Origin of the sequence: Pseudophaeobacter sp. TrK17 (assembly GCF_042192375.1) — a bacterium.
Taxonomy (GTDB): Bacteria; Pseudomonadota; Alphaproteobacteria; order Rhodobacterales; family Rhodobacteraceae; genus Pseudophaeobacter.
On sequence record NZ_CP071700.1, the window covers coordinates 1,734,794 to 1,754,480 of the forward strand.

Below are 19,687 nucleotides of genomic sequence, written 5' to 3' on the forward strand. Positions count from 1 at the left end.
GGGTTCCCTGTTGGTCTGGCGTCAAAACCGGGGCAACCTCGCAGGTGCCGCCTTGGTCTTTTTGGCTGCCCTGAGCCGCAGTGCAGATCTGCGGCTCAGGGGGAGGGACGTAGGTGGTGGCTGCTAACTTAGGCCGACCAACCCCATTTGTAGTGATGATGTTCAAAGGTTACATGCATATCGGCATTGGCAACGCCTTCGCGCATGTGACGATAGAGGGAGCGCCAGTAGGGTTGGATGGTAACGCCTTCATCCTGAACGATCATCTCCATCTTCTTCATGACTTCGCGACGCTTGTCGGCGTCTGCAATGGCCAGGGCCTCGGTCAGCAGGCCATCGAACTCTTCATTGGACCAGCCAAATTCGTTCCAAGCCTCGCCCGAGCGATAGGCCAGCGCGTGGATCTGCACACCCAAGGGGCGCGGATTCCAGTTGGTTGAGCTGAAGGGGTATTTCACCCAATCGTTCCAGAAGGTCGAGCCAGGCAGCACTGTCCGCTTCACCTTGAAGCCGGCATCGCGCAGCTGTGCTGCAACCGCATCGGTGGTGTTTTTGCGCCAGTCATCATCAATCGAGATGATTTCATGTTCGAAATCCAACATGCCTGCTTCTTCCATCAGGGCGCGGGCGGCTTCGGGATCATGTTTCTGCGGGGGTAGCTCGGCATATTCGGGATGGATTGGGCCCACATGGTGGTTTTCGGCTGCTTGGCCACGGTTGCCATAGCCAAGTTCAAGACAGACAGCGTTATCAACGGCCATTTGGATCGCCTGGCGGACGCGTTTGTCCGCATAGGGGCGTTTGCCATCTACTTCGGCCAGCTGGTTGGGACGCACCACGATGGTGGCCATGGTGACAACCTCGGATTTGGGGTAGCCCAGCGCGTCCATTACATCAATGAACTCACCAACCGATTCATAGAGCATGTCAACTTCGTCGGATTCCAGCGCGGCCAGCCAAGACGAGGGGTCGGTGCCGAAATCGGTGTATTCGATGCGATCCAGAGCAGGGGTGCCATAGACCTCTTCGCCCCACCATTTATGGGCCGTGTTGCGCTCCAACACGGCTTTGACGCCCACTTCCAGGGTGCTCAGCAGATAGGGGCCAGTGCCGACGTTATTAGTGAAGTCATTGGTCTGAAAGCTGGAATGGGTAATGGCGGCTGGGTAATCTGCCATGCCGGCGATCAGTGAAATATCCGGGCCAGGCAGGTTCAGGCGCAGAGTGTGGTCGTCCACAATCTCGATGCTGCCCTCGGCTGCGGCATTGGTCTCGGCGTCGATAAGCGTGGCGAAACGCCCGGCCATCGAGTTGCCTTCGAGCCCCTTGTCGCACCACCCAGCAATGTTACGTGCCACATCTTCGGCGGTGAAGGCGTCGCCATTGTTCCAGGTCACGCCCTTACGAACATTCAGGGTATAGACTGTGGCGTCGTCATTGACCTCCCAGCTCTCCAGCAGCATGCCCCGAATGGTGCCGTCGTTGTTGTACTCTACCAGATACTCCAGCGTGCCGCGTGTCTGGTTGCCCATCTGCGACCAGTCATAGGTCCGTGGGTCTTTGAGAGGGCGCACCTCCATCTGGACCCGCAGGGTGCCGCCGGATTTCATTTCGGTTGCCGCCTGGGCGGCGGGGGCCGCCAAACCAAGAAGGCCGTAAGCCGCCGCTGCGCTCACCCCCAGACCGGTGGCGCGGGTCAGGAACTCGCGGCGGTCCAGCTTGCCTTCGATCACCTCCTGGGCATGCATTTTTGCGGCCCAGTGTGGCGTCACGTCTGTTGTGGAATTATGGGTCATTCGGATCTCCCTTTGGTGCACCGCCGGGGAACTGTTCCCCTTCTGGACATTGCCAATGTGTTTCCGGACCTGAGGTCAGAAACGGTGCGGTTGTGGCTTATTGCCTTTTGATGGCCTTATTCGGCCCTAGATCCGAAGGCAGGTCAATGCTTAGAATCGATCTTTGGGGGGCTAAAAGCGACATTACTGGTGTCGATTTTGACTTATGGCCCTCAGCTGGTCGAAGACTGGGCACTTGTGCCCAGTTCTGAAGGCTTTGGAGAAGTGTCATGCGGTGAATCGATGCAAAAGAATCGTCAGGGCTGTCGCTGCACATCCGGAGGGGCAGGTCAGGGCAGCTCAAAGATGCGTCAGGCTGTCAGCCAGTTCGCGGTCTGAACAGGCGCATAAATTCTGGGTCATCACATTGCCCGAGACCGGCTCATATAGGCCAGTTCGAAAGAAGACGGCTACAATGAGTAGCGGTTTGACAAGGCGGCGAGGGTCACTGGCGTCTACGGGAGGTTTTTCGCAGGGTACTGGGGGTTTGGCCGGTGTGTTGGGTAATGAAGCGCGTGAAATAGGCTGGGCTGCCGAAGCCAATCTGGTCCGCGATATCCCGCATGGTCATATCCGAAAACGCCAACAGACAGCGCGCCGCATAGAGCTGGCGTTCGGTAAGCAAAGCCGCAGCCGTTTTGCCGGTTTCTGATTTGCAGACGCGGGTGAGGTGGGTCGGTGTCACATTCAGGGCAGCGGCGTGGTCGGCCATTGTGGAGCGCGCGTCATAGTAGTCGCTGACCCGTTGGCAATAGGATTGCGACAGGCGCCGGGCGGCGGATGGCCGCTCTGGGGGCAGGGGACCTGAAGGCGGCAGGCGGCGCAATTGAATGCTGATCAGCTCACTATAGGATTGCAAGGCGCGCCGCCACAGGGCCGGGTGGCCGGTCTGTTCCTGCACCATGGCTTCGAGCAGAGCATTGAGCCGCGCCTGTTCGCGCGCGTCAGAGATTTTCAGATGCAGGGGTTTGTCAGGTGTAGCGACCGGAGCGGTGACCGGAATGCGCAATGCCTGTCCCAGGCATTGGCGGCCAAATTCTACAGACCACAGCGACCTGGCGGGAAAGAACAAAGCGCTATGTGTGCTGAACCCACGCTGGTTCCCATCCATCAGCATACGCCCCTGGCCACGGGTGACCCAGATCAGCAAATGCTCTCCGCGATCATGCGCAAGCTCGGTTTGCCATGCGCCAAACGATACCAGTTGGGAAAGTGGAATAACCTGGATTTCTTCGTTGGGGTTAGGATCAAAAGGCATTCAGTGGCAAACACTTCAGTAATAGGGACAATTTGAAGCGAGCAGGCCATGAATTTTTGATTCTGGCAAGTTCTGCAAAAACCTACTGTTGCTGAAGTGTTTTTCCGTTTCCTATTTGCAACCCAGAATTGTTATGGCTGCGCGGGTATTTATGCCATCAGAGTGTATCGGTTCTGCGTGGTTTTAATCGGCGCAGCTCTGAGCGTTTGAGGACTGGCCGCTATTATCTGCCCTAGATTATCTGACCCCTAGTATCTGGCCTCGTGTATCTGACGTGGGCAACCCGGGTCTTGCTGGCTGGGGTAGAGATCACATCACAAGGCGCTGGATGTGATCAGTGTCCAGTCTTTCATTCTGGAGCGAAACCAGCTGCGTTGCCGTTTGGCATAGCGGCGCGTGGCGATCGCGGCCTGTTCCCGGGCGGCTTCCAGTGTGAGATCACCACAGATATACCCCATCAGTTCGGGCACGCCGATGGCCTTGCAGGAGGGGAGCCTGGGATCATAGCGCTCCCGCATTGCCTCCACCTCTTCCAGCGCGCCTTGTGCTAGCATCTGGTCAAAGCGGTGACGGATCCGGGGCTCCAGCCAGTCTTTGGGACTATCCATAACCAGGGTAGAACAGGCTTTGATTGGCATAATTGGTGCAGGCGTGTCGTCTTGCCAGTCCGCCAGGGAGCGGCCAGAGGCCTGCAAGACCTCCCAGGCGCGTTGAACCCTGGCGCGGTTGTTCAGATCTATGCGCGCGGCAGTTTGCGGATCGAGCTGCGCCAACAGCATCTCGAGCGTGAGGGAATCAGCACGTTTGCGAATCTCATCAGGCGTTGCGGGGATTTCTGCCAGCCCTTCGGTAAGGGCGGAAAAATATAGCCCGGTCCCGCCTACGATAATGGGGCGTTCAGCGCTCTCCAGCAGGGATTTGACCTCGCGCAACCAGTGGCCTGCGGAATATTGCCCATCATAGGCGACATGTCCGTATAGGCGGTGCGGCAGGCGCTCTTCCTCGGCGCGGGAGGGGCGGGCGGTGACCACTCGCCAACAGTCGTAGATCTGGCTGGCGTCGGCGTTGACGATCACACCACCTTGTTTTTGCGCGATTTCCATCGCCAGGGAAGATTTCCCCGAGGCCGTGGGCCCCGCCAGAAGTACGGGTTTGTCCGGGTCAAGATCGGGCAGCAGCATCAGAGGTCCGTCCAGAGGTTTGCGAATTTGGGCCAGCGGCAGATTGGAAACAGGTCAGAAACAGAAAGGAAAGCGGTTTACCCGCATTGAAACCCGTCGCATTTTGCTTCATTTTGCCGCGCAAACTAACCCCCTCATCTGCCGGAGCGCAACATGCCCCTTGATCTTGAAACGCTGGATACTGCTCCAGACGCTACCTATAACCGTGTCATGCTGAAAATTTCGGGTGAAGCGCTGATGGGCGACCAGGGGTTCGGCCTGCACCCGCCCACCGTTCAGCGCATCGCGCGCGAAGTTAAATCCGTGCATGACATGGGCGTCGAGATTTGCATGGTGATTGGCGGCGGCAATATTTTCCGCGGCTTGTCCGGTGCCGCCCAGGGGATGGAGCGCACCACTGCCGACTATATGGGGATGCTGGCCACGGTGATGAACGCCCTGGCCATGCAAAGCGCGCTGGAAGATCTCGGCGTGTTCTGTCGGGTGATCTCAGCCATCCCGATGGATCAGGTCTGTGAGCCCTATATTCGCCGCCGCGCGGTGCGCCACCTGGAGAAAAAGCGGGTTTGCATCTTTGCCGCCGGTACCGGCAACCCCTATTTCACCACCGACACCGCAGCCACGCTGCGCGCCAATGAAATGGGCTGTGAAGTGATCTTCAAGGGCACCAAAGTGGATGGCGTCTATGACAAGGATCCCGAAAAGCACGCCGATGCCCAACGGTATGATGCCGTGAGCTTTGACGATGTTCTGGCCAAGCGCCTTGGGGTGATGGATGCCTCGGCAATTGCCCTGGCGCGGGACAACAATCTGCCCATCATCGTGTTCTCTCTGGATGAGCCCGGCGGGTTTCGCGGCATTCTGGCAGGGGAAGGAACCTATACCAAGGTGCAGGACTAGCCTGCGGCACGACAGGCTGCTCCGGGTTAAACTGCTCCGGTTTGATCAGCTCCGGTTTAATCAGCGCAGGGCAGAACGGAACCTGCGGGGCTGTCATGCCGCTGACATCTTGGTTGTCTAAATCAAGGGCAGGCATACTTTACAGAATGTAAGCACCGGGGAAATTGATCTAACCCGGTGGTGCCATGGTCCCCTCGGACCTTTTTTATCTACGCGTGATGGCCTGCCATCACGCGTAATTTCGTTCAAGGCACTATGGCGCCCCAAGGGCCGCGGTCTGTGATGTCAAAGCGCGCCTGTTCAGAAATCCATGTCATGATCGCTATACATTGACGGACCAATGGCTTATGAGCGGAACAAAGACTGCCTCAAGTCAGGGGAGAGAAGAGATGTCTGACGATTTCGAACTGGATACCGACGATCTGAAACGCCGTATGGACGGCGCGATGGCGAATCTGAAAACCGAATTTGCCTCTTTGCGCACCGGACGTGCCTCTGGCTCCATGCTGGAGCCGGTCATGGTCGAGGCCTATGGCTCGATGACACCGATCAACCAGGTTGGCACGGTCAACGTGCCAGAGCCGCGCATGGTGACCATCAATGTCTGGGATAAGGGCCTGGTGGGGCCGGTGGAAAAAGCGATCCGCAATTCTGGCCTGGGGATCAACCCTCAGCTCAACGGCACCATCATCATGCTGCCGATCCCAGAGCTGAACGAAGAACGCCGCCGCGAGCTTGGCAAGGTTGCCGGCCAATATGCTGAACATTGCCGGGTTTCCATCCGCAATGTGCGCCGCGATGGCATGGACCAGATCAAAAAGGCCAAGTCCGATGGCCTGTCCGAGGATGACCAGAAATTCTGGGAATCCGAAGTGCAGGATCTGACCGATGCGATGATCAAAGCTGTGGATGATGCGCTTGAGCACAAGCAGGCAGAAATCATGCAGGTCTGACCCGCTACATGCCCAGTGATCCCAATACGAGTATGAAAAGCGCGGCGTCAGAGGGACACAGATCCTCTGGCCCGCGTCATGTTGCAATTATCATGGATGGCAATGGCCGGTGGGCGCAGGCACGGGGGCGACCCCGCCTGTTTGGCCATCACGCCGGCGCACGCCGCGTGGGCGAGATTGTTGCGTGTTGCCCGCACTACGGGGTCAAATATCTCACCATCTTTGCCTTCTCTACCGAGAACTGGAAGCGGACCCAGGTTGAGATCTCCGGATTGATGAGCCTGTTTCGCCGCTATATCTCCAATGAGATGAAAGCCCTCGCTGCGCGAAACGTGCGGGTGCGGTTCATTGGTGATCGTCTGCGTCTGGACGCCAAGCTGGTGCAACTGATGGACGAGCTGGAGCATGAAACCGAGACCAATGACGGCATTCACCTCACCATCGCCCTGAACTATGGCGGCAGGGATGAGGTCGCCCGCGCCACCAAACGGCTGGCGCAGGATGTTGCGGACGGGCGGCTGCTGCCTGAGGATGTCAACGAAGAAACACTGCCGCGCTATCTGGACACCCATGTTTTGCCCGACCCGGATCTGGTGATCCGTACCAGCGGCGAAGCGCGGATTTCCAACTTCCTGCTGTGGCAGTCTGCCTATGCGGAATATGAATTTATTGACACGCTCTGGCCGGATTTCACCGCCGAAGAGCTGGGGCGTTTGTGCAGCAAATTTGGCGCGCGGGATCGCCGGTTTGGCGCGGTCCCCTCATGAACAGGCCCACACCAAATGGTGCCGGTAGCACCGGCCGCTGGGGCGATCTGATACCACGGATCATCTCGGCGCTGGTGATGGTTGTGGTGGCTCTGGGGGCAATCTGGGCCGGGGGCCTGGTTTTCACCCTGGTGATTGCAGCCTGCTGTGGCGGCATGGTCTGGGAGCTGAGCCAGATGTTGGCCCCCCGTCGGGCCGACACTGCGCTGCTGCTGGGGGGCGCGAGCTTTGGCGCGGTGCTCCTTGCTGGAATTCTGCCTGCGGCTTTGGGGGCGGGGCTCTTGCTGCTGCCTGTTGTTCTGGGCTGGTTGCGGGTTGCTGAAGGCGCAAAGGCGCGATTTGCGATCTTTGCGCTGTGGATTGTTCTGGCGGGCTATAGCTTTATCTGGATGCGGATCTCTTTGGGCGCGGATTGGTTGATCTGGCTGGCGCTGGTGGTGATTGCAACGGATGTTGCCGGGTATTTTGCAGGCAAAATCTTTGGCGGGCCAAAGTTCTGGCCGCGTATCAGCCCGAAAAAGACTTGGTCTGGTACTTCGGCTGGCTGGGTCGCCGCGGCACTGGTGGGCCTGGGGGCTGCGCCTGTGTTTGACATGGGCTTTGCCCTGGTATTGGCCTCGGTGCTGGTTGCGATGGCCAGTCAGGCCGGGGATGTCGCCGAAAGCGCCTTGAAACGTCAGACCGGCGTCAAGGATTCCAGCGGGCTTATTCCGGGCCACGGGGGCCTGCTTGATCGCTTTGATGGAATGCTGGGCGCTGCGGCCATGTTCCTGCTTCTCTACCCCTTTCTGGGATAGGCCGAGAGGGAAATAGATGCGGAAAATCTCAATTTTTGGGGCCACGGGCTCTATCGGGCAAAGCACGATTGATCTCATCAAACGCGCGCCACAGGCCTATGAGGTGGTGGCGCTAACGGGCGGGCGCAATATTGCCCAGTTGGCGCGCGACGCAATCGACCTGCGTGCGGATCTGGCGGTCACCGCCTTTGAGGACCAGCTCCCCGCTCTGCGCGGGGCGCTTGCTGGCAGCGAAGTCGAGGCCGCAGGGGGGCAGGCGGCCCTGATTGAGGCGGCGACGCGGCCCGCGGACTGGATCATGTCGGCCATCGTTGGAGTTGCGGGTTTGGCGCCGGGGCTCAAGGCGTTGGAACAGGGCACCACACTGGCGCTGGCCAACAAGGAATCCCTAGTCTGCGCCGGAGCGCTGCTGCTAGACACCGCCAAACAGCATGGCGCACGCCTGCTGCCGGTGGATAGTGAACATTCGGCGGTGTTTCAGGGACTGGTGGGCGAAGAGATTTCTGCGGTGGAGCGCATTGTCATCACGGCCTCTGGCGGCGCATTTCGCGACTGGCCTTTGGCAGACCTGCAACAGGCGACGCTGGCTCAGGCCTCGTCGCATCCCAATTGGGACATGGGCCAGCGGATCACCATTGACAGCGCTTCCATGTTCAATAAGGCGCTGGAAGTCATTGAAACCCGTGAATACTTTGGGGTTGAGCCAGATCAGATTGAGGTGCTGGTACATCCTGAATCCCTGGTGCATGCGCTGGTTGGGTTTCGCGATGGGGCCTTGATGGCCCATCTCGGGGCGCCAGATATGCGCCATGCCATTGGCTATGCCTTGCACTGGCCCGAGCGGCGCGACCTGCCTGTTGCGCGGCTGGATCTGGCCAGCATCGGCCAGCTCAACTTTCACCAGCCCGATCTTGCCCGCTATCCGGCGCTGGCGCAGGCGCGTGATGTCATGCAGCGGCGCGGGTTGATGGGCGCTGTGTTCAATGCCGCCAAGGAACGCGCGCTGGACCATTTTATCGCCGGCGCCATCCGGTTTACCGATATGGCCGAGATCACCGCCAGGGTGCTGGATCAAATTGAGACGCAAAGCGGCCTCATTGAGTCCGCAATGACCCTTGATAACGTCACACAGATTGACCACATCGCCCGCAAGGCAGCCGATGTGGCTGCAGCTCAAAGCATAGGGTAAAGTTTTGGACCTACTCGCACTTCTCCCGCAGCTTAGCGGGCTCGTTTATACGGTTGTCAGTTTTGTCGTGGCGCTCTCGGTGATCGTCGCGGTACATGAATACGGCCATTACATTGTCGGACGTTGGTCCGGTATCCACGCCGAGGTTTTCTCGCTGGGGTTTGGCCCGGTGCTGTGGAGCCGCCATGACAAGCGCGGCACCAAGTGGCAGATCGCAGCCTTGCCGTTTGGCGGCTATGTAAAGTTCCTGGGCGATGCGGATGCGGCCTCGGGCAAGGACACGGATGTCATCGAAGCCGCTGCGGCAGACCCTGTTCAGCTACGCCGTACCATGCACGGCGCGCCGCTCTGGGCGCGTGCTGCTACGGTTGTGGCAGGGCCGGTGTTCAACTTTGTCATGTCGATTGCCGTCTTTGCTTCGCTTGCGCTCTATTTTGGCATGGTGCGTGACCCGTTGACCGTTGGGTCATTGGTGCCTGTTCCGGGTGTTGAAAACACCCTGCGCTCCGGGGATGAGCTGTTGGAGGTTGCCGGTCTTCCGGTTCCAGCCCTTAGCGATTCAGTGGCCTGGACGGAATTCCGTGACGCGCTGCCGGTGACGCCCAGCCTGGAATATTTGGTGCGTCGCGATGGTGCAGAACTGCGGGTTACGGACACCCATTTTGCCCCGGCCTATGTTTCTTCTGTGTCGCCGCGTAGCGCAGCTGCTGATGCGGGGTTGCAACCTGGCGACTTTATCACTGCGGTGGACGGGGATCCGGTTTTTGCCTTTGGGCAGCTGGTGGACAAGGTTGCCCAGACCAAGGGGGCGGAGCTTTCGCTTGATGTATTGCGCGATGGAACAACGATTCAGATGTCCCTGTCGCCGCGCCAAATGGACCTGCCCACAGCAGATGGCGGCTTCACCAGTCGCTGGCTGATTGGCGTGAGTGGTGGCAACCTGATCGAGTATGAGACCGAGCCGACCACATTTGGGCATGCACTCTCAAGTGGGGTCGCGCAGGTGTGGACGGTTGTCAGCTCTTCGATTTCCGGGCTTGGTCATATTATCACCGGGGCAATAAGCAGCTGTAACCTGTCGGGGCCGATTGGCATTGCCAAGGCTTCTAGCGACACCGCGAGCCAGGGGACGGCCAGCTTCATTCGCTTTATCGCGGTCCTGTCGACTGCTGTTGGCCTGCTGAACCTGTTTCCAATCCCGGCACTGGATGGTGGCCATCTGGTATTTTATGCCTATGAAGCGGTGGTTGGACGTCCGCCCAGCGATCGCGCAATGCAGATTCTCATGACTGCGGGCATCGCCATGATCCTGTCGTTGATGGTCTTTGCGCTGAGTAACGACATTTTCTGCTAATACTGTATCCCTGCTGACACTCTTTGCCGGTGCCTGTCTGGGATCTTCATAAATCAATGGTGGGGCGGCCTGAGGGCCGCCCTTTGCGAATTCAGAATGTGCCAAACTGATGCCACATTCTGCGGTTAAGGCTTTGGTAATCTGCATTAACGCGCAAGATTTGGCGGACAACACCTGATGTCAGGGCCCAAAGAGGGGCTCTGTAAGGTGCCAGATCCTGCGTCTTTCCTGGGGGATAAAGTCATGCAAAGCCAGATGATGATACCTGCTGAAACTGAAAACGGATTTGCTCTTTTGTTGCGCCTGAATTGGGATCGAGCGCTTTCGGCCACGTTTATCGTGCTGTCGCTTTGCCTCGGAAGCTGGCTGGCGTCTATGTAACCGCCTCATAAGTCTGAATTTACAGTGCCAGTAGACGCGCGGGTTCCTGCCCGCGTGTTTTTTTGTTGGTTTTGACAACCGCTCACAAACCCGGTACGCACAGTGTTAAGCTGCTATTAATTTCGGGTAAATACTGATGGTCTGGGGCAAGAACGTGGGCATATCCTGCGGTAAGCGCGTAAAGCGTACCAATATTTTGTATCGTGGCGTATCTGTGATCGCCTTAACTGTTACCTTCGGGCTTGGGCTGTCACCCAATTTTGCCGAGGCACAGAACTACCGGTTCAACCAAGTGCAAGTTGAGGGTAACCAGCGTATCCAAACCTCAACTATTGTTGCCTATACGGGCATCGAACGGGGGAAGACCGTTTCTGCCGGCAAGCTGAACGATGCCTATCAGAACATCGTCGACAGTGGTGTGTTTGAAAGCGTCGAACTGGTTCCAAGAGGGAACACCCTGGTCATCAAGGTGACAGAATTCCCGACCATCAATAAAATCAACTTTGAAGGCAATCGCCGTATCAAAGATGAGAATCTCTCCGAAATTATCGAATCGTCACCGCGCCGGGTGTTTAATCCGGCCGTCGCAGAACAGGATGCGGTAGCCATCGCTGAAGCCTACGGCGTGCAGGGGCGGCTGGCATCGCGGGTAACCCCACGGATCATTCGCCGCAGCGACAACCGTGTTGATTTGGTGTTTGAAATCTCCGAAGGCGACACCACCGAAGTTGAACGGGTGTCCTTTCTTGGCAACCAGGTCTATTCGGACCGCAGGCTGCGTCGGGTTCTGGAAACCAAACAGGCTGGTTTCCTGCGCGCTTTTATCAACAAAGACACTTTGATCGAAGACCGGATCGACTTTGACAAACAGATCCTGCGCGATTTTTACCTGTCGCGCGGCTATGTCGATTTCCGGGTCAACAGCGCCAATGCCGAGGTCACCCGCGAGCGTGATGCGGTTTTCTTGGTGGTTGATGTATCCGAGGGACAGCAGTTCTCCTTTGGCGATATTACGGTCACCAGCGAGATGTCTGAAGCCGACGCGGATGTGTTCCGCAGGGCGCTCAAATCCAAACCGGGTATTACCTATTCCCCGACCGTGGTTGAAACAGAAATCGAACGCATGGAAAACTTGGCCCTGCGCCTGGGCATCGATTTCCTGCGGATTGAACCTCGGGTGACGCGCAATGATCGCGATCTGACCCTTGATGTCGAATATGTTCTCACCCGTGGGCCTCGTGTCTTTGTTGAGCGTATCGATATCGAGGGTAACACAACGACGCTGGACCGGGTGATCCGCCAGCAGTTCCGCACGGTCGAAGGCGATCCCTTCAACCCACGTGAGATCCGGCGCACGGCGGAACGTATTCGCGCCCTTGGTTTCTTCTCTGAATCAGACGTTGATGTCCGCGAGGGAAGTTCACCCAGCCAAGTGGTAGTGGACGTCAATGTTGCAGAACAGCCCACCGGCTCGCTGAGCCTTGGTGGCTCCTATTCGGTAAACGATGGCTTTGGCATTTCGCTCGGGTTAAGCGAAAACAATTTCCTGGGCCGTGGGCAGCGTCTTTCCTTCGCTATTGCAACAGCGACTGAAGCGGACGAATATGTTCTAGGGTTTGTTGAGCCGCATCTGTTGGGCCGCGATCTACGCTTCAGTTTTGACCTTGGGCTTTCTGAATCAGACTCGAGTTTTTCTGAGTATGATACCAAGCGTGCGTTTCTGTCCCCAGCGCTTTCCTTCAAGCTGAGCGAGAGCTCAGCCTTGCGGGTGAGCTACTCTTGGAATACCGCCGAGATGATTGCGCGGGCTGATAGGAGCTACATCGGCGGCACTTACCCGTCTGCGGCGCCGACAATTGTAAATGAAATCGCCCAAGGGGAACGTTCCAGCAGCGTTTTCGGTCTGAAATACACCTATGATAGCCGGTTGAATGGTCTGGACCCCAATGCAGGATTTCTTTTTGAAGTCGGCGCGGATTATGCTGGTCTTGGTGGTGACAATGAGTTCCTGAAGACAAGCACAAAATTTGTGGCTCAAAAAACGATCCTCAACGAAGAGGTAACTCTGCGCGCGACGTTGGAAACTGGTGCTCTGCATTGGATGGGGAACAACAGTAGCCGGTCCTTGGATCGGTATGTTCTTTCCCCGTCTATCATGCGGGGGTTTGAACCCGGTGGTATTGGTCCACGGGATCGTTCTGCGCGGCCCGATGGCACTTCTTATGATGACTTCCTTGGCGGCAATATATTTGCTGTAGCGCGATTTGATGCTGAATTTCCGCTGGGGCTACCCGATGAGCTGGGGCTGCGTGGGGCGTTGTTCTATGACGTGGGCAACCTCTGGGGGTTGAACGATGTTGATACCACCGGCAGCACAAACATCGTCGGTCGCGACGGGTCTTTCCGTCATGTGGTTGGCTTTTCGTTGCTTTGGACAACGGGGCTTGGGCCGCTGCGGTTCAATTTTTCCAAGGCGCTCAAGAAAGAAGACTTTGACCAGGAACAAAGCTTCGATCTGACCCTACAGGCGCGGTTCTAACGGGGGATCAAGCCTTTGGTGTCAACTGTGCTTTTTCGATTTCAACAAGCGCTGGCCCTAGGGGCGGCGCTTGTTGCCCTGACAACAGCAGCAGCGCCCGCAGCGGCGCAGCAGGGCCTGCCACTGGGTGGGTTCGAGCTGGGGCAGAACGTGCAGCTGGGTACGCCTCAAAGTGGCTTGCTGACCATTCAGCCGGACCGGCTGTTTTCAGAAAGCCTGTTTGGCAAGCGCGTGGCGCAGGAGATCGAGGCCGAAGGCGCTGTTTTAACGGCGGAAAATCGCAACATCGAGGCTGATTTGCGGGCCGAAGAACAGGAATTGACCGCCCGACGCAGTGCAATGGAGGCAGAAGCCTTTCGCACCCTCGCCGATGCCTTTGACCGCAAGGTGCAAGAAACCCGTAGCACGCAGGACCAAAAACTGCGTGAAATCAGTCAGCTCGGAGAGACCGCTCGGCGCGAGTTTTTTGCCGCCTCTCTTCCCGTGCTGGAGGGTATCATGCGCGAAACCGGGGCCGGGGTGATTCTCGACCATTCCACCGTCTTTCTCAGCGCAGATGTGGTGGATATCACCGATCTGGCGATCACGCGGATCGACAAGGTCCTGGGCGATGGTGTGGATCAGCCCGACGAGGCTCAGGATCAATAGGCCCGGGAAGCTTGCTCAAAATGGACCTAGTTGATAGGGACGTTCAAACATACCAAAGACAGGATACTTGCCATGACCGCTGAGCTACAGAGCGCCGACATTCACCTTATTCAGCGGATCCTGCCGCATCGTTACCCATTCCTGCTGGTCGATAAGGTGGTCGACATCGACGGAATTAGCTCGGCGCGTGGCATCAAGAACGTGACCATGAACGAGCCGCATTTCCAGGGCCATTTTCCGGGCACACCGATCATGCCAGGGGTCACAATTGTTGAGGCCATGGCGCAGACCGCTGGTGTTATGCTGGGGGTCGCTTTGGACATGGTCGACCGCGATCTGTTGATCTACTTCATGAATATCGACAAGTGCAAATTCCGCCGTAAAGTCATTCCAGGTGACGTGCTGGAAATGAAGGTTGAGATCTTGCGCGGCAAGGCTGGCGGCAAAATCTTTAAATTCAAGGGCCTTGCCACTGTTGAGGGGGAAACCGCCGCCGAGGCAGAGTTCACCGCAATGGTGGATATTCAAAAGGATTGAATAGGATGAGCCAAATTCACCCCAGTGCGGTGATCGAAGAGGGCGCCAGGATTGGTGAGGGCTGCCAGATTGGGCCCTTTTGCCATATCGGCCCCGAGGTGGTTCTGGGTGCGCGGGTGACGCTGAAATCCCATGTGGTGATCACCGGGGATTGCGAGATTGGTGATGACACCGAGGTGTTCTCTTTTGCGGTGCTTGGTGAGATCCCACAGGATCTCAAGTTCCAGGGCGAGAAAAGTCGCACAGTCATTGGCAAGCGCAACCGCATTCGTGAACACGTCACGGTCAATGCCGGCACTGAAGGCGGCGGCGGCGTGACCCGAATTGGCGATGATGGGCTGTTTATGGCCGGCTGCCATATTGCCCATGATGCCATTGTGGGCGACCGGGTGATTGTAGTGAATTCCGCTGCGGTGGCCGGGCACTGTGTGCTTGAGGACGATGTGATCATTGGTGGGCTTTCCGGCATTCACCAATGGGTTCGTATTGGTCGCGGCGCTATCATTGGTGCTGTGACCATGGTGACCAATGATGTGATCCCCTATGGCCTGGTTCAGGCGCCGCGTGGCGGGCTGGATGGGCTCAACCTGGTTGGTCTGAAACGGCGCGGCGTGACCCGCTCTGACATCACGGCTCTGCGGGCGGCATTTCAGATGTTGGCCCAGGGCGAGGGCACCTTTCAGGAACGCGCCCGGCGTTTGGGGGACGAGACCGAAAGCGCCTATGTTGAAGAAATCGTTGCCTTTATTACCGGGCAGACCGATCGCTCTTTCCTGACGCCCGGAGGCTGACCCAATGCTTGCTGTCATTGCCGGAACCGGGCTTTTGCCCAAGGAAATATGCGACCGTCAGACCCGGCGCGCGCTGATCTGCGCCATGGAGGGCTCTGAACCGGACTGCGTCGATGCCGAGATTTCCTTTCGCATTGAACATCTAGGCAGTTTTTTTGCGCGGCTGAAATCCGCAGGCGTGACCGAGGTCTGTCTGGCCGGCGCGGTCAGCCGCCCGCCCATAGATCCGACCGCCATTGATGCCGCCACCCTGCCGATGGTGCCGGTTATCCAGGCGGCTTTGGGATCCGGCGACGACGGGGCGCTGCGTGCAGTGATGGGGCTGATCGAGGCCGCGGGCTTTACCCTGCGGGCGGCACATGAGGTCGCACCAGAACTGTTGATGGCAGAGGGGGTTGCCAGTCAGGTGCAGCCCGGCGCAATCGATAAGGCGGATGCCGAGCGCGGCGCCGAGGTGGTTTCGGCTATGTCCGCAGCGGATATTGGCCAGTGCTGCGCCATTCGGGCACGTCAGGCAATTGCCGTGGAAAATGCCTTTGGCACCAACTGGATGCTGCAAAGCCTGGTAAATCGCCCGGATGGCCAGGGCGGCATCTTGTTCAAGGCGCCCAAACCCGGCCAGGATCGCCGCGCTGACCTGCCTGCCATTGGGCCGCAGACGGTTGAGCTGGCGGCCAAGGCCGGCTTGTCGGGGATCGTGCTGGAGGCCGGCGGCGTTATCGTGCTGGAGCAGGACGCGGTGATTGCGGCCTGTGATCGCCTTGGGCTGTTTCTCTGGTTACGCGCCTCGTGAGCCTTAAGGTCTTTATCCTGGCGGGGGAGCCCTCGGGCGACAGGCTGGGGGGCGCCTTGATGGCGGGGCTCAAGACCCTGCGCCCGGATGTCAGTTTTGAGGGGATCGGTGGCACATTGATGGCCGAACAGGGGCTGGACTCTCGATTTGCTATGGCGGAGCTGTCGGTCATGGGGCTGGCAGAGGTGCTGCCCAAGTACCGTCATCTCAAACGGCGTATCCGCGAGACGGCAGAGGCAGTGATTGCCCAGAACCCTGACGTTCTGATCACCATCGACAGCCCGGATTTTTCCCTGCGGGTTGCCAGCCTGGTCAAGGCTGGCAGTGATATTCGCACCGTGCATTATGTTGCCCCTTCGGTTTGGGCCTGGCGCCCCAAGCGGGCGGTAAAGATGGCGCGGAGCATTGATCAGGTTCTCGCGCTGCTGCCGTTTGAGCCGCCCTTGATGCAAGCGGCAGGAATGGACTGCGATTTTGTCGGCCATCCGGTTGTGGCAGAGCCACTGGCAACAGACCCTGAAATAGCAGAGTTTCGCGCCAAATTTGATCTCGGTGAGGCGCCGTTGGTGCTGGCTTTGCCCGGCTCCAGACGGTCCGAGGTCACCCGGTTGGGGCCTGTTTTTGGCGAAGCCTTGCAAGCCTTTGCGCATCTTCATCCAGGCTACAGGGCGGTGGTTCCCTGTGCTGCGCCGGTAGCTGATCTGGTACGGGCCCAGGCCGAGGATTGGCCCAAAAACACCCTGTTTCTGGATCCCAACAGCCATGATGCCCAGGCCTATGCCGCAATCAAGCGCGCGGCCTTTGCCACCTCAGATCTGGCGCTTGCGGCCTCGGGGACGGTCTCTTTGGAGCTGGCCGCCAATGCAACACCCATGGTGATTGCCTATCGGTTTCAGTGGCTCACCTGGCAGGTGATGAAACGCATGGCGCTGGTGGATACGGTGACCTTGGTCAATCTGGTAAGTGAAACCCGCGTGGTGCCAGAATGCCTGGGCCCTGAGTGCACAGCCGAAAACATTGCGAGGCAATTGGATGCGCTGGCACAGGCGCCTGAGCTGCAAAAGGCGGCGATGGCAGTGACCATGCAGCGTTTGGGGCAGGGCGGTGAGGAACCGGGCTTGCGGGCGGCCAGGGCGGTGCTCCAACGCCTCCCCTAAAGCGGCGCGCGCTGACCTGATGTTGGCGCCGCAGGCCCGCGTCTAAAAGCGCGCTCTGTCCTGCGGCGGTACGGTCATTTTTCTACTCTCTACAGTGCTGAGAAAGCACAGCTGGGCCTCGCACCTGGCTATGAAAAGCTTAGTAGCCGCGCCAGATCCAGCCGCCGCCAAAGATACGGCTGCTGTTGGAGTCGTAAAACACACAGGCCTGCCCCGGAGAGACGCCTTCCTCGGGTGTCAGCAGTTCGACCTCGGCGGTGGTGGCGCTGAGCGGGCGAATGATTGCTTCGCGCGGCGGCCGGGTTGAGCGGACCTTGACCATGACCTGCCATTCCTTGCGGCTGTCAAAGGGCTCATCCCCGAGCCAGTTGATTTCGCGTACCGGAATGGTGCGGGTCGCCAACAGCTCTTTGGGGCCGACAATCACCTGCTTTTTGTCCACATCCAGCCGCACCACATAGAGCGGCTCTGTCAACCCGCCAATGCCCAGCCCGCGCCGCTGGCCGATTGTGTAGTGGATAACGCCGGTATGGCTGCCCAGGACGCGACCATCCGCATGGACGATTTCGCCCGGCTCTGCCGCGCCGGGGCGCAATTTCTCGATGACGGAGGTATAGTTTCCATCTGGTACAAAACAAATGTCCTGGCTGTCCGGCTTATCCGCCACCGCAAGGCCGTATTGTGCCGCCATCTCGCGGGTTGCGTCCTTTGAGGGCAGATGCCCCAATGGAAACCGCAGATAGTCCAGCTGCTCAGGCGTGGTGGAGAACAGAAAATAGCTCTGATCGCGATTCGCATCTTCTGCGCTGTGCAACTCGGCACCTCTGTCGCCCATCTTGCGCTGAATGTAATGCCCGGTCGCCATGCAGTCCGCCTCTAGATCGCGGGCGGTTTCCAGCAGATCCTTGAATTTCACCCGCTCATTGCAGCGAATACAGGGCACAGGCGTTGCCCCGGCCAGATAGCTGTCGGCAAATTCGTCGATCACGGCATCTTTGAAGATGTTTTCATAATCAAGCACATAATGGGGGAAGCCACGCTCTTCGGCGACCCGGCGTGCATCATGAATATCAATGCCAGCGCAGCAGGCGCCTTTTTTGGCCAAGGCTGCACCATGGTCATAGAGCTGCAGGGTCACCCCAATCACATCGTAGCCCTGCTCGGAGAGGTAAGCGGCAACAACCGAGCTGTCGACCCCGCCGGACATGGCCACCACCACACGGGTTTCTGAGGGCGGTTTGGCAAAACCAAGTGAGTTCAGCGGGGTATCGGTATCCAGTGCCATCAGGCAAATCCTTAGATCAAGGGTGCAAGCATCGAAGAATATATGAAAATCCTACAGACTCTCAAGGGGGTAGGTTCATTGCTCCTTAAGTAGACTGAGCAAAAGCTACTGGCGAACGAAAGACTGATGTACCGAACAAGGGTAGAGGCATGTTTCTGAAGAAAGTTGAGGGTCCGCGCGCTGTTACGTTGCCTGATGGCAGCACGATGACTCGTGCTGATTTGCCGCCGGAAAATACCAGACGCTGGGTGGCCTCCCGCAAGGCCGCAGTGGTGCGCGGCGTGCTGTATGGGCTGCTGCCCCAGACCGAAGCCCTGCGTCGATACGGGCTGAGTGAGGAAGAGTTTCGCGGCTGGATTTCCGCCGTTGCAGACCACGGGGAAGAGGCGCTCAAGACCACTCGACTAAAAGACTACCGTAAACACTGAAGCCTTTTTTAAGTGAAGACTTGAGTCAAAGTTGATAATTAACGATTATGGTAACGGGCCATTAACCTTTTTCGATCAGGGTTAACGCAACCTAAGGGAAACAGTCACAGGCGGAGACTTTCAACATGCGCATTCTACTGGTCGAAGACGATCCAACGACAGCAAAGAGCATCGAATTGATGCTGACCCATGCCAACCTTAATGTCTATTCGACGGACCTAGGTGAGGAAGGGATCGATCTGGCCAAGCTTTATGACTACGACCTGATCCTGCTGGACCTTGGCTTGCCGGATATGAATGGCCACGAAGTTCTGCGTCAGCTGCGCATGGCCCGTATCGAAACACCAATCCTGATCTTGTCTGGTGCCGACGATACCGACAATAAAATCAAAGGCTTCGGCTTTGGCGCAGATGACTATCTGACCAAGCCATTCCACCGTGAAGAGCTGGTGGCCCGGATCCACGCGATTATTCGCCGTTCCAAAGGTCACTCCCAGTCCATCATCAAAACCGGCAAGATTGCGGTGAACCTGGATGCCAAAACCGTAGAGGTGGACAGCAAGACCGTGCATCTGACCGGCAAGGAATACCAGATGCTGGAACTGCTCAGCCTGCGTAAGGGAACCACCCTGACCAAAGAGATGTTCCTTAACCATCTTTATGGCGGCATGGACGAACCAGAGCTGAAAATCATCGACGTTTTCATTTGCAAACTGCGCAAAAAGCTCAGCACGGCCACAGGTGGTGACAATTATATCGAAACAGTTTGGGGCCGGGGCTATGTTCTGCGGGACCCGCAGGATGATCAGATGTCCGGTGGTCACCGCATGGCTGTAGGGGCCTGAGGCGACAATTTCTGATCGCGGCGGTTACAGTCCGGAAATGGCATGTGGC

19 protein-coding genes are annotated in these 19,687 nt (G+C 58.0%); 15 read left to right on the forward strand and 4 right to left on the reverse strand.

Annotation, left to right across the window (positions count from 1 at the left end; genetic code table 11):
* Positions 1-128: 128 nt before the first annotated feature.
* From JZI28_RS08120 to miaA, 3 genes are all read right to left on the reverse strand, one after another.
* Positions 129-1,796 carry an ABC transporter substrate-binding protein gene (locus JZI28_RS08120; RefSeq protein ID WP_297338769.1) on the reverse strand — a complete coding sequence of 556 codons (1,668 nt, stop codon included), beginning with the start codon at positions 1,794-1,796 and terminating at the stop codon, positions 129-131.
* A 484-nt stretch (positions 1,797-2,280) separates the two neighbouring features.
* The gene (locus tag JZI28_RS08125; protein ID WP_295455226.1) at positions 2,281-3,093 is read right to left on the reverse strand and encodes a helix-turn-helix domain-containing protein; all 813 of its coding nucleotides are present in this window, start codon (positions 3,091-3,093) and stop codon (positions 2,281-2,283) included.
* A gap of 314 nt (positions 3,094-3,407) precedes the next feature.
* Positions 3,408-4,274, reverse strand: coding sequence for a tRNA (adenosine(37)-N6)-dimethylallyltransferase MiaA (gene miaA / locus JZI28_RS08130; protein WP_375699804.1), 867 nt, complete (start codon positions 4,272-4,274; stop codon positions 3,408-3,410).
* A 153-nt stretch (positions 4,275-4,427) separates the two neighbouring features.
* On the opposite strand from miaA, the gene pyrH reads away from it, so the two are divergent.
* From pyrH to lpxB, 13 genes are all read left to right on the forward strand, one after another.
* Positions 4,428-5,174 (forward strand): UMP kinase, encoded by a 747-nt coding sequence (gene pyrH, locus JZI28_RS08135; protein WP_348156840.1) that lies wholly within the window; start codon positions 4,428-4,430, stop codon positions 5,172-5,174.
* A gap of 389 nt (positions 5,175-5,563) precedes the next feature.
* Complete coding sequence (frr, locus tag JZI28_RS08140) at positions 5,564-6,127, forward strand: ribosome recycling factor (RefSeq protein WP_295454791.1); 564 nt, start codon at positions 5,564-5,566, stop codon at positions 6,125-6,127.
* Between the two features lie 8 nt (positions 6,128-6,135).
* Complete coding sequence (locus tag JZI28_RS08145) at positions 6,136-6,894, forward strand: isoprenyl transferase (RefSeq protein WP_375699805.1); 759 nt, start codon at positions 6,136-6,138, stop codon at positions 6,892-6,894.
* Positions 6,891-7,691, forward strand: coding sequence for a phosphatidate cytidylyltransferase (locus JZI28_RS08150; RefSeq protein WP_375699806.1), 801 nt, complete (start codon positions 6,891-6,893; stop codon positions 7,689-7,691). Before JZI28_RS08145 ends, JZI28_RS08150 begins: the two co-directional genes overlap by 4 nt.
* A gap of 16 nt (positions 7,692-7,707) precedes the next feature.
* Positions 7,708-8,880 (forward strand): 1-deoxy-D-xylulose-5-phosphate reductoisomerase, encoded by a 1,173-nt coding sequence (gene dxr / locus JZI28_RS08155; RefSeq protein WP_375699807.1) that lies wholly within the window; start codon positions 7,708-7,710, stop codon positions 8,878-8,880.
* 4 nt (positions 8,881-8,884) lie between these two features.
* Complete coding sequence (rseP, locus tag JZI28_RS08160) at positions 8,885-10,234, forward strand: RIP metalloprotease RseP (RefSeq protein ID WP_375699808.1); 1,350 nt, start codon at positions 8,885-8,887, stop codon at positions 10,232-10,234.
* A 243-nt stretch (positions 10,235-10,477) separates the two neighbouring features.
* Positions 10,478-10,615 (forward strand): hypothetical protein, encoded by a 138-nt coding sequence (locus tag JZI28_RS08165; RefSeq protein WP_295454782.1) that lies wholly within the window; start codon positions 10,478-10,480, stop codon positions 10,613-10,615.
* A gap of 136 nt (positions 10,616-10,751) precedes the next feature.
* A complete protein-coding gene (bamA, locus tag JZI28_RS08170) occupies positions 10,752-13,154 on the forward strand; it encodes an outer membrane protein assembly factor BamA (RefSeq protein WP_375699809.1) in 2,403 nt (800 codons plus the stop codon).
* 27 nt (positions 13,155-13,181) lie between these two features.
* Positions 13,182-13,802 carry an OmpH family outer membrane protein gene (locus JZI28_RS08175; protein ID WP_375699810.1) on the forward strand — a complete coding sequence of 207 codons (621 nt, stop codon included), beginning with the start codon at positions 13,182-13,184 and terminating at the stop codon, positions 13,800-13,802.
* A 72-nt stretch (positions 13,803-13,874) separates the two neighbouring features.
* A complete protein-coding gene (gene fabZ / locus JZI28_RS08180) occupies positions 13,875-14,339 on the forward strand; it encodes a 3-hydroxyacyl-ACP dehydratase FabZ (RefSeq protein WP_295454779.1) in 465 nt (154 codons plus the stop codon).
* 5 nt (positions 14,340-14,344) lie between these two features.
* Positions 14,345-15,130 (forward strand): acyl-ACP--UDP-N-acetylglucosamine O-acyltransferase, encoded by a 786-nt coding sequence (gene lpxA, locus JZI28_RS08185; RefSeq protein ID WP_295454777.1) that lies wholly within the window; start codon positions 14,345-14,347, stop codon positions 15,128-15,130.
* Positions 15,131-15,134: 4 nt separating this feature from the next.
* A complete protein-coding gene (locus JZI28_RS08190; RefSeq protein WP_375699811.1) occupies positions 15,135-15,923 on the forward strand; it encodes an LpxI family protein in 789 nt (262 codons plus the stop codon).
* Positions 15,920-17,080 (forward strand): lipid-A-disaccharide synthase, encoded by a 1,161-nt coding sequence (gene lpxB, locus JZI28_RS08195; protein WP_348156860.1) that lies wholly within the window; start codon positions 15,920-15,922, stop codon positions 17,078-17,080. The genes JZI28_RS08190 and lpxB overlap by 4 nt, the downstream gene beginning before the upstream one ends.
* Positions 17,081-17,219: 139 nt before the next feature.
* On the opposite strand, the gene mnmA is transcribed toward lpxB, so the two are convergent.
* Positions 17,220-18,365 carry a tRNA 2-thiouridine(34) synthase MnmA gene (gene mnmA, locus JZI28_RS08200; RefSeq protein ID WP_375699812.1) on the reverse strand — a complete coding sequence of 382 codons (1,146 nt, stop codon included), beginning with the start codon at positions 18,363-18,365 and terminating at the stop codon, positions 17,220-17,222.
* Positions 18,366-18,514: 149 nt separating this feature from the next.
* Between mnmA and JZI28_RS08205 the strand changes: the two genes are divergently transcribed.
* Positions 18,515-18,793 carry a DUF1153 domain-containing protein gene (locus tag JZI28_RS08205; protein ID WP_353400691.1) on the forward strand — a complete coding sequence of 93 codons (279 nt, stop codon included), beginning with the start codon at positions 18,515-18,517 and terminating at the stop codon, positions 18,791-18,793.
* A gap of 125 nt (positions 18,794-18,918) precedes the next feature.
* Positions 18,919-19,638: a response regulator transcription factor CtrA gene (ctrA, locus tag JZI28_RS08210; protein ID WP_027240116.1), complete on the forward strand. Its 720-nt coding sequence runs from the start codon at positions 18,919-18,921 to the stop codon at positions 19,636-19,638.
* Positions 19,639-19,687: the final 49 nt, after the last annotated feature.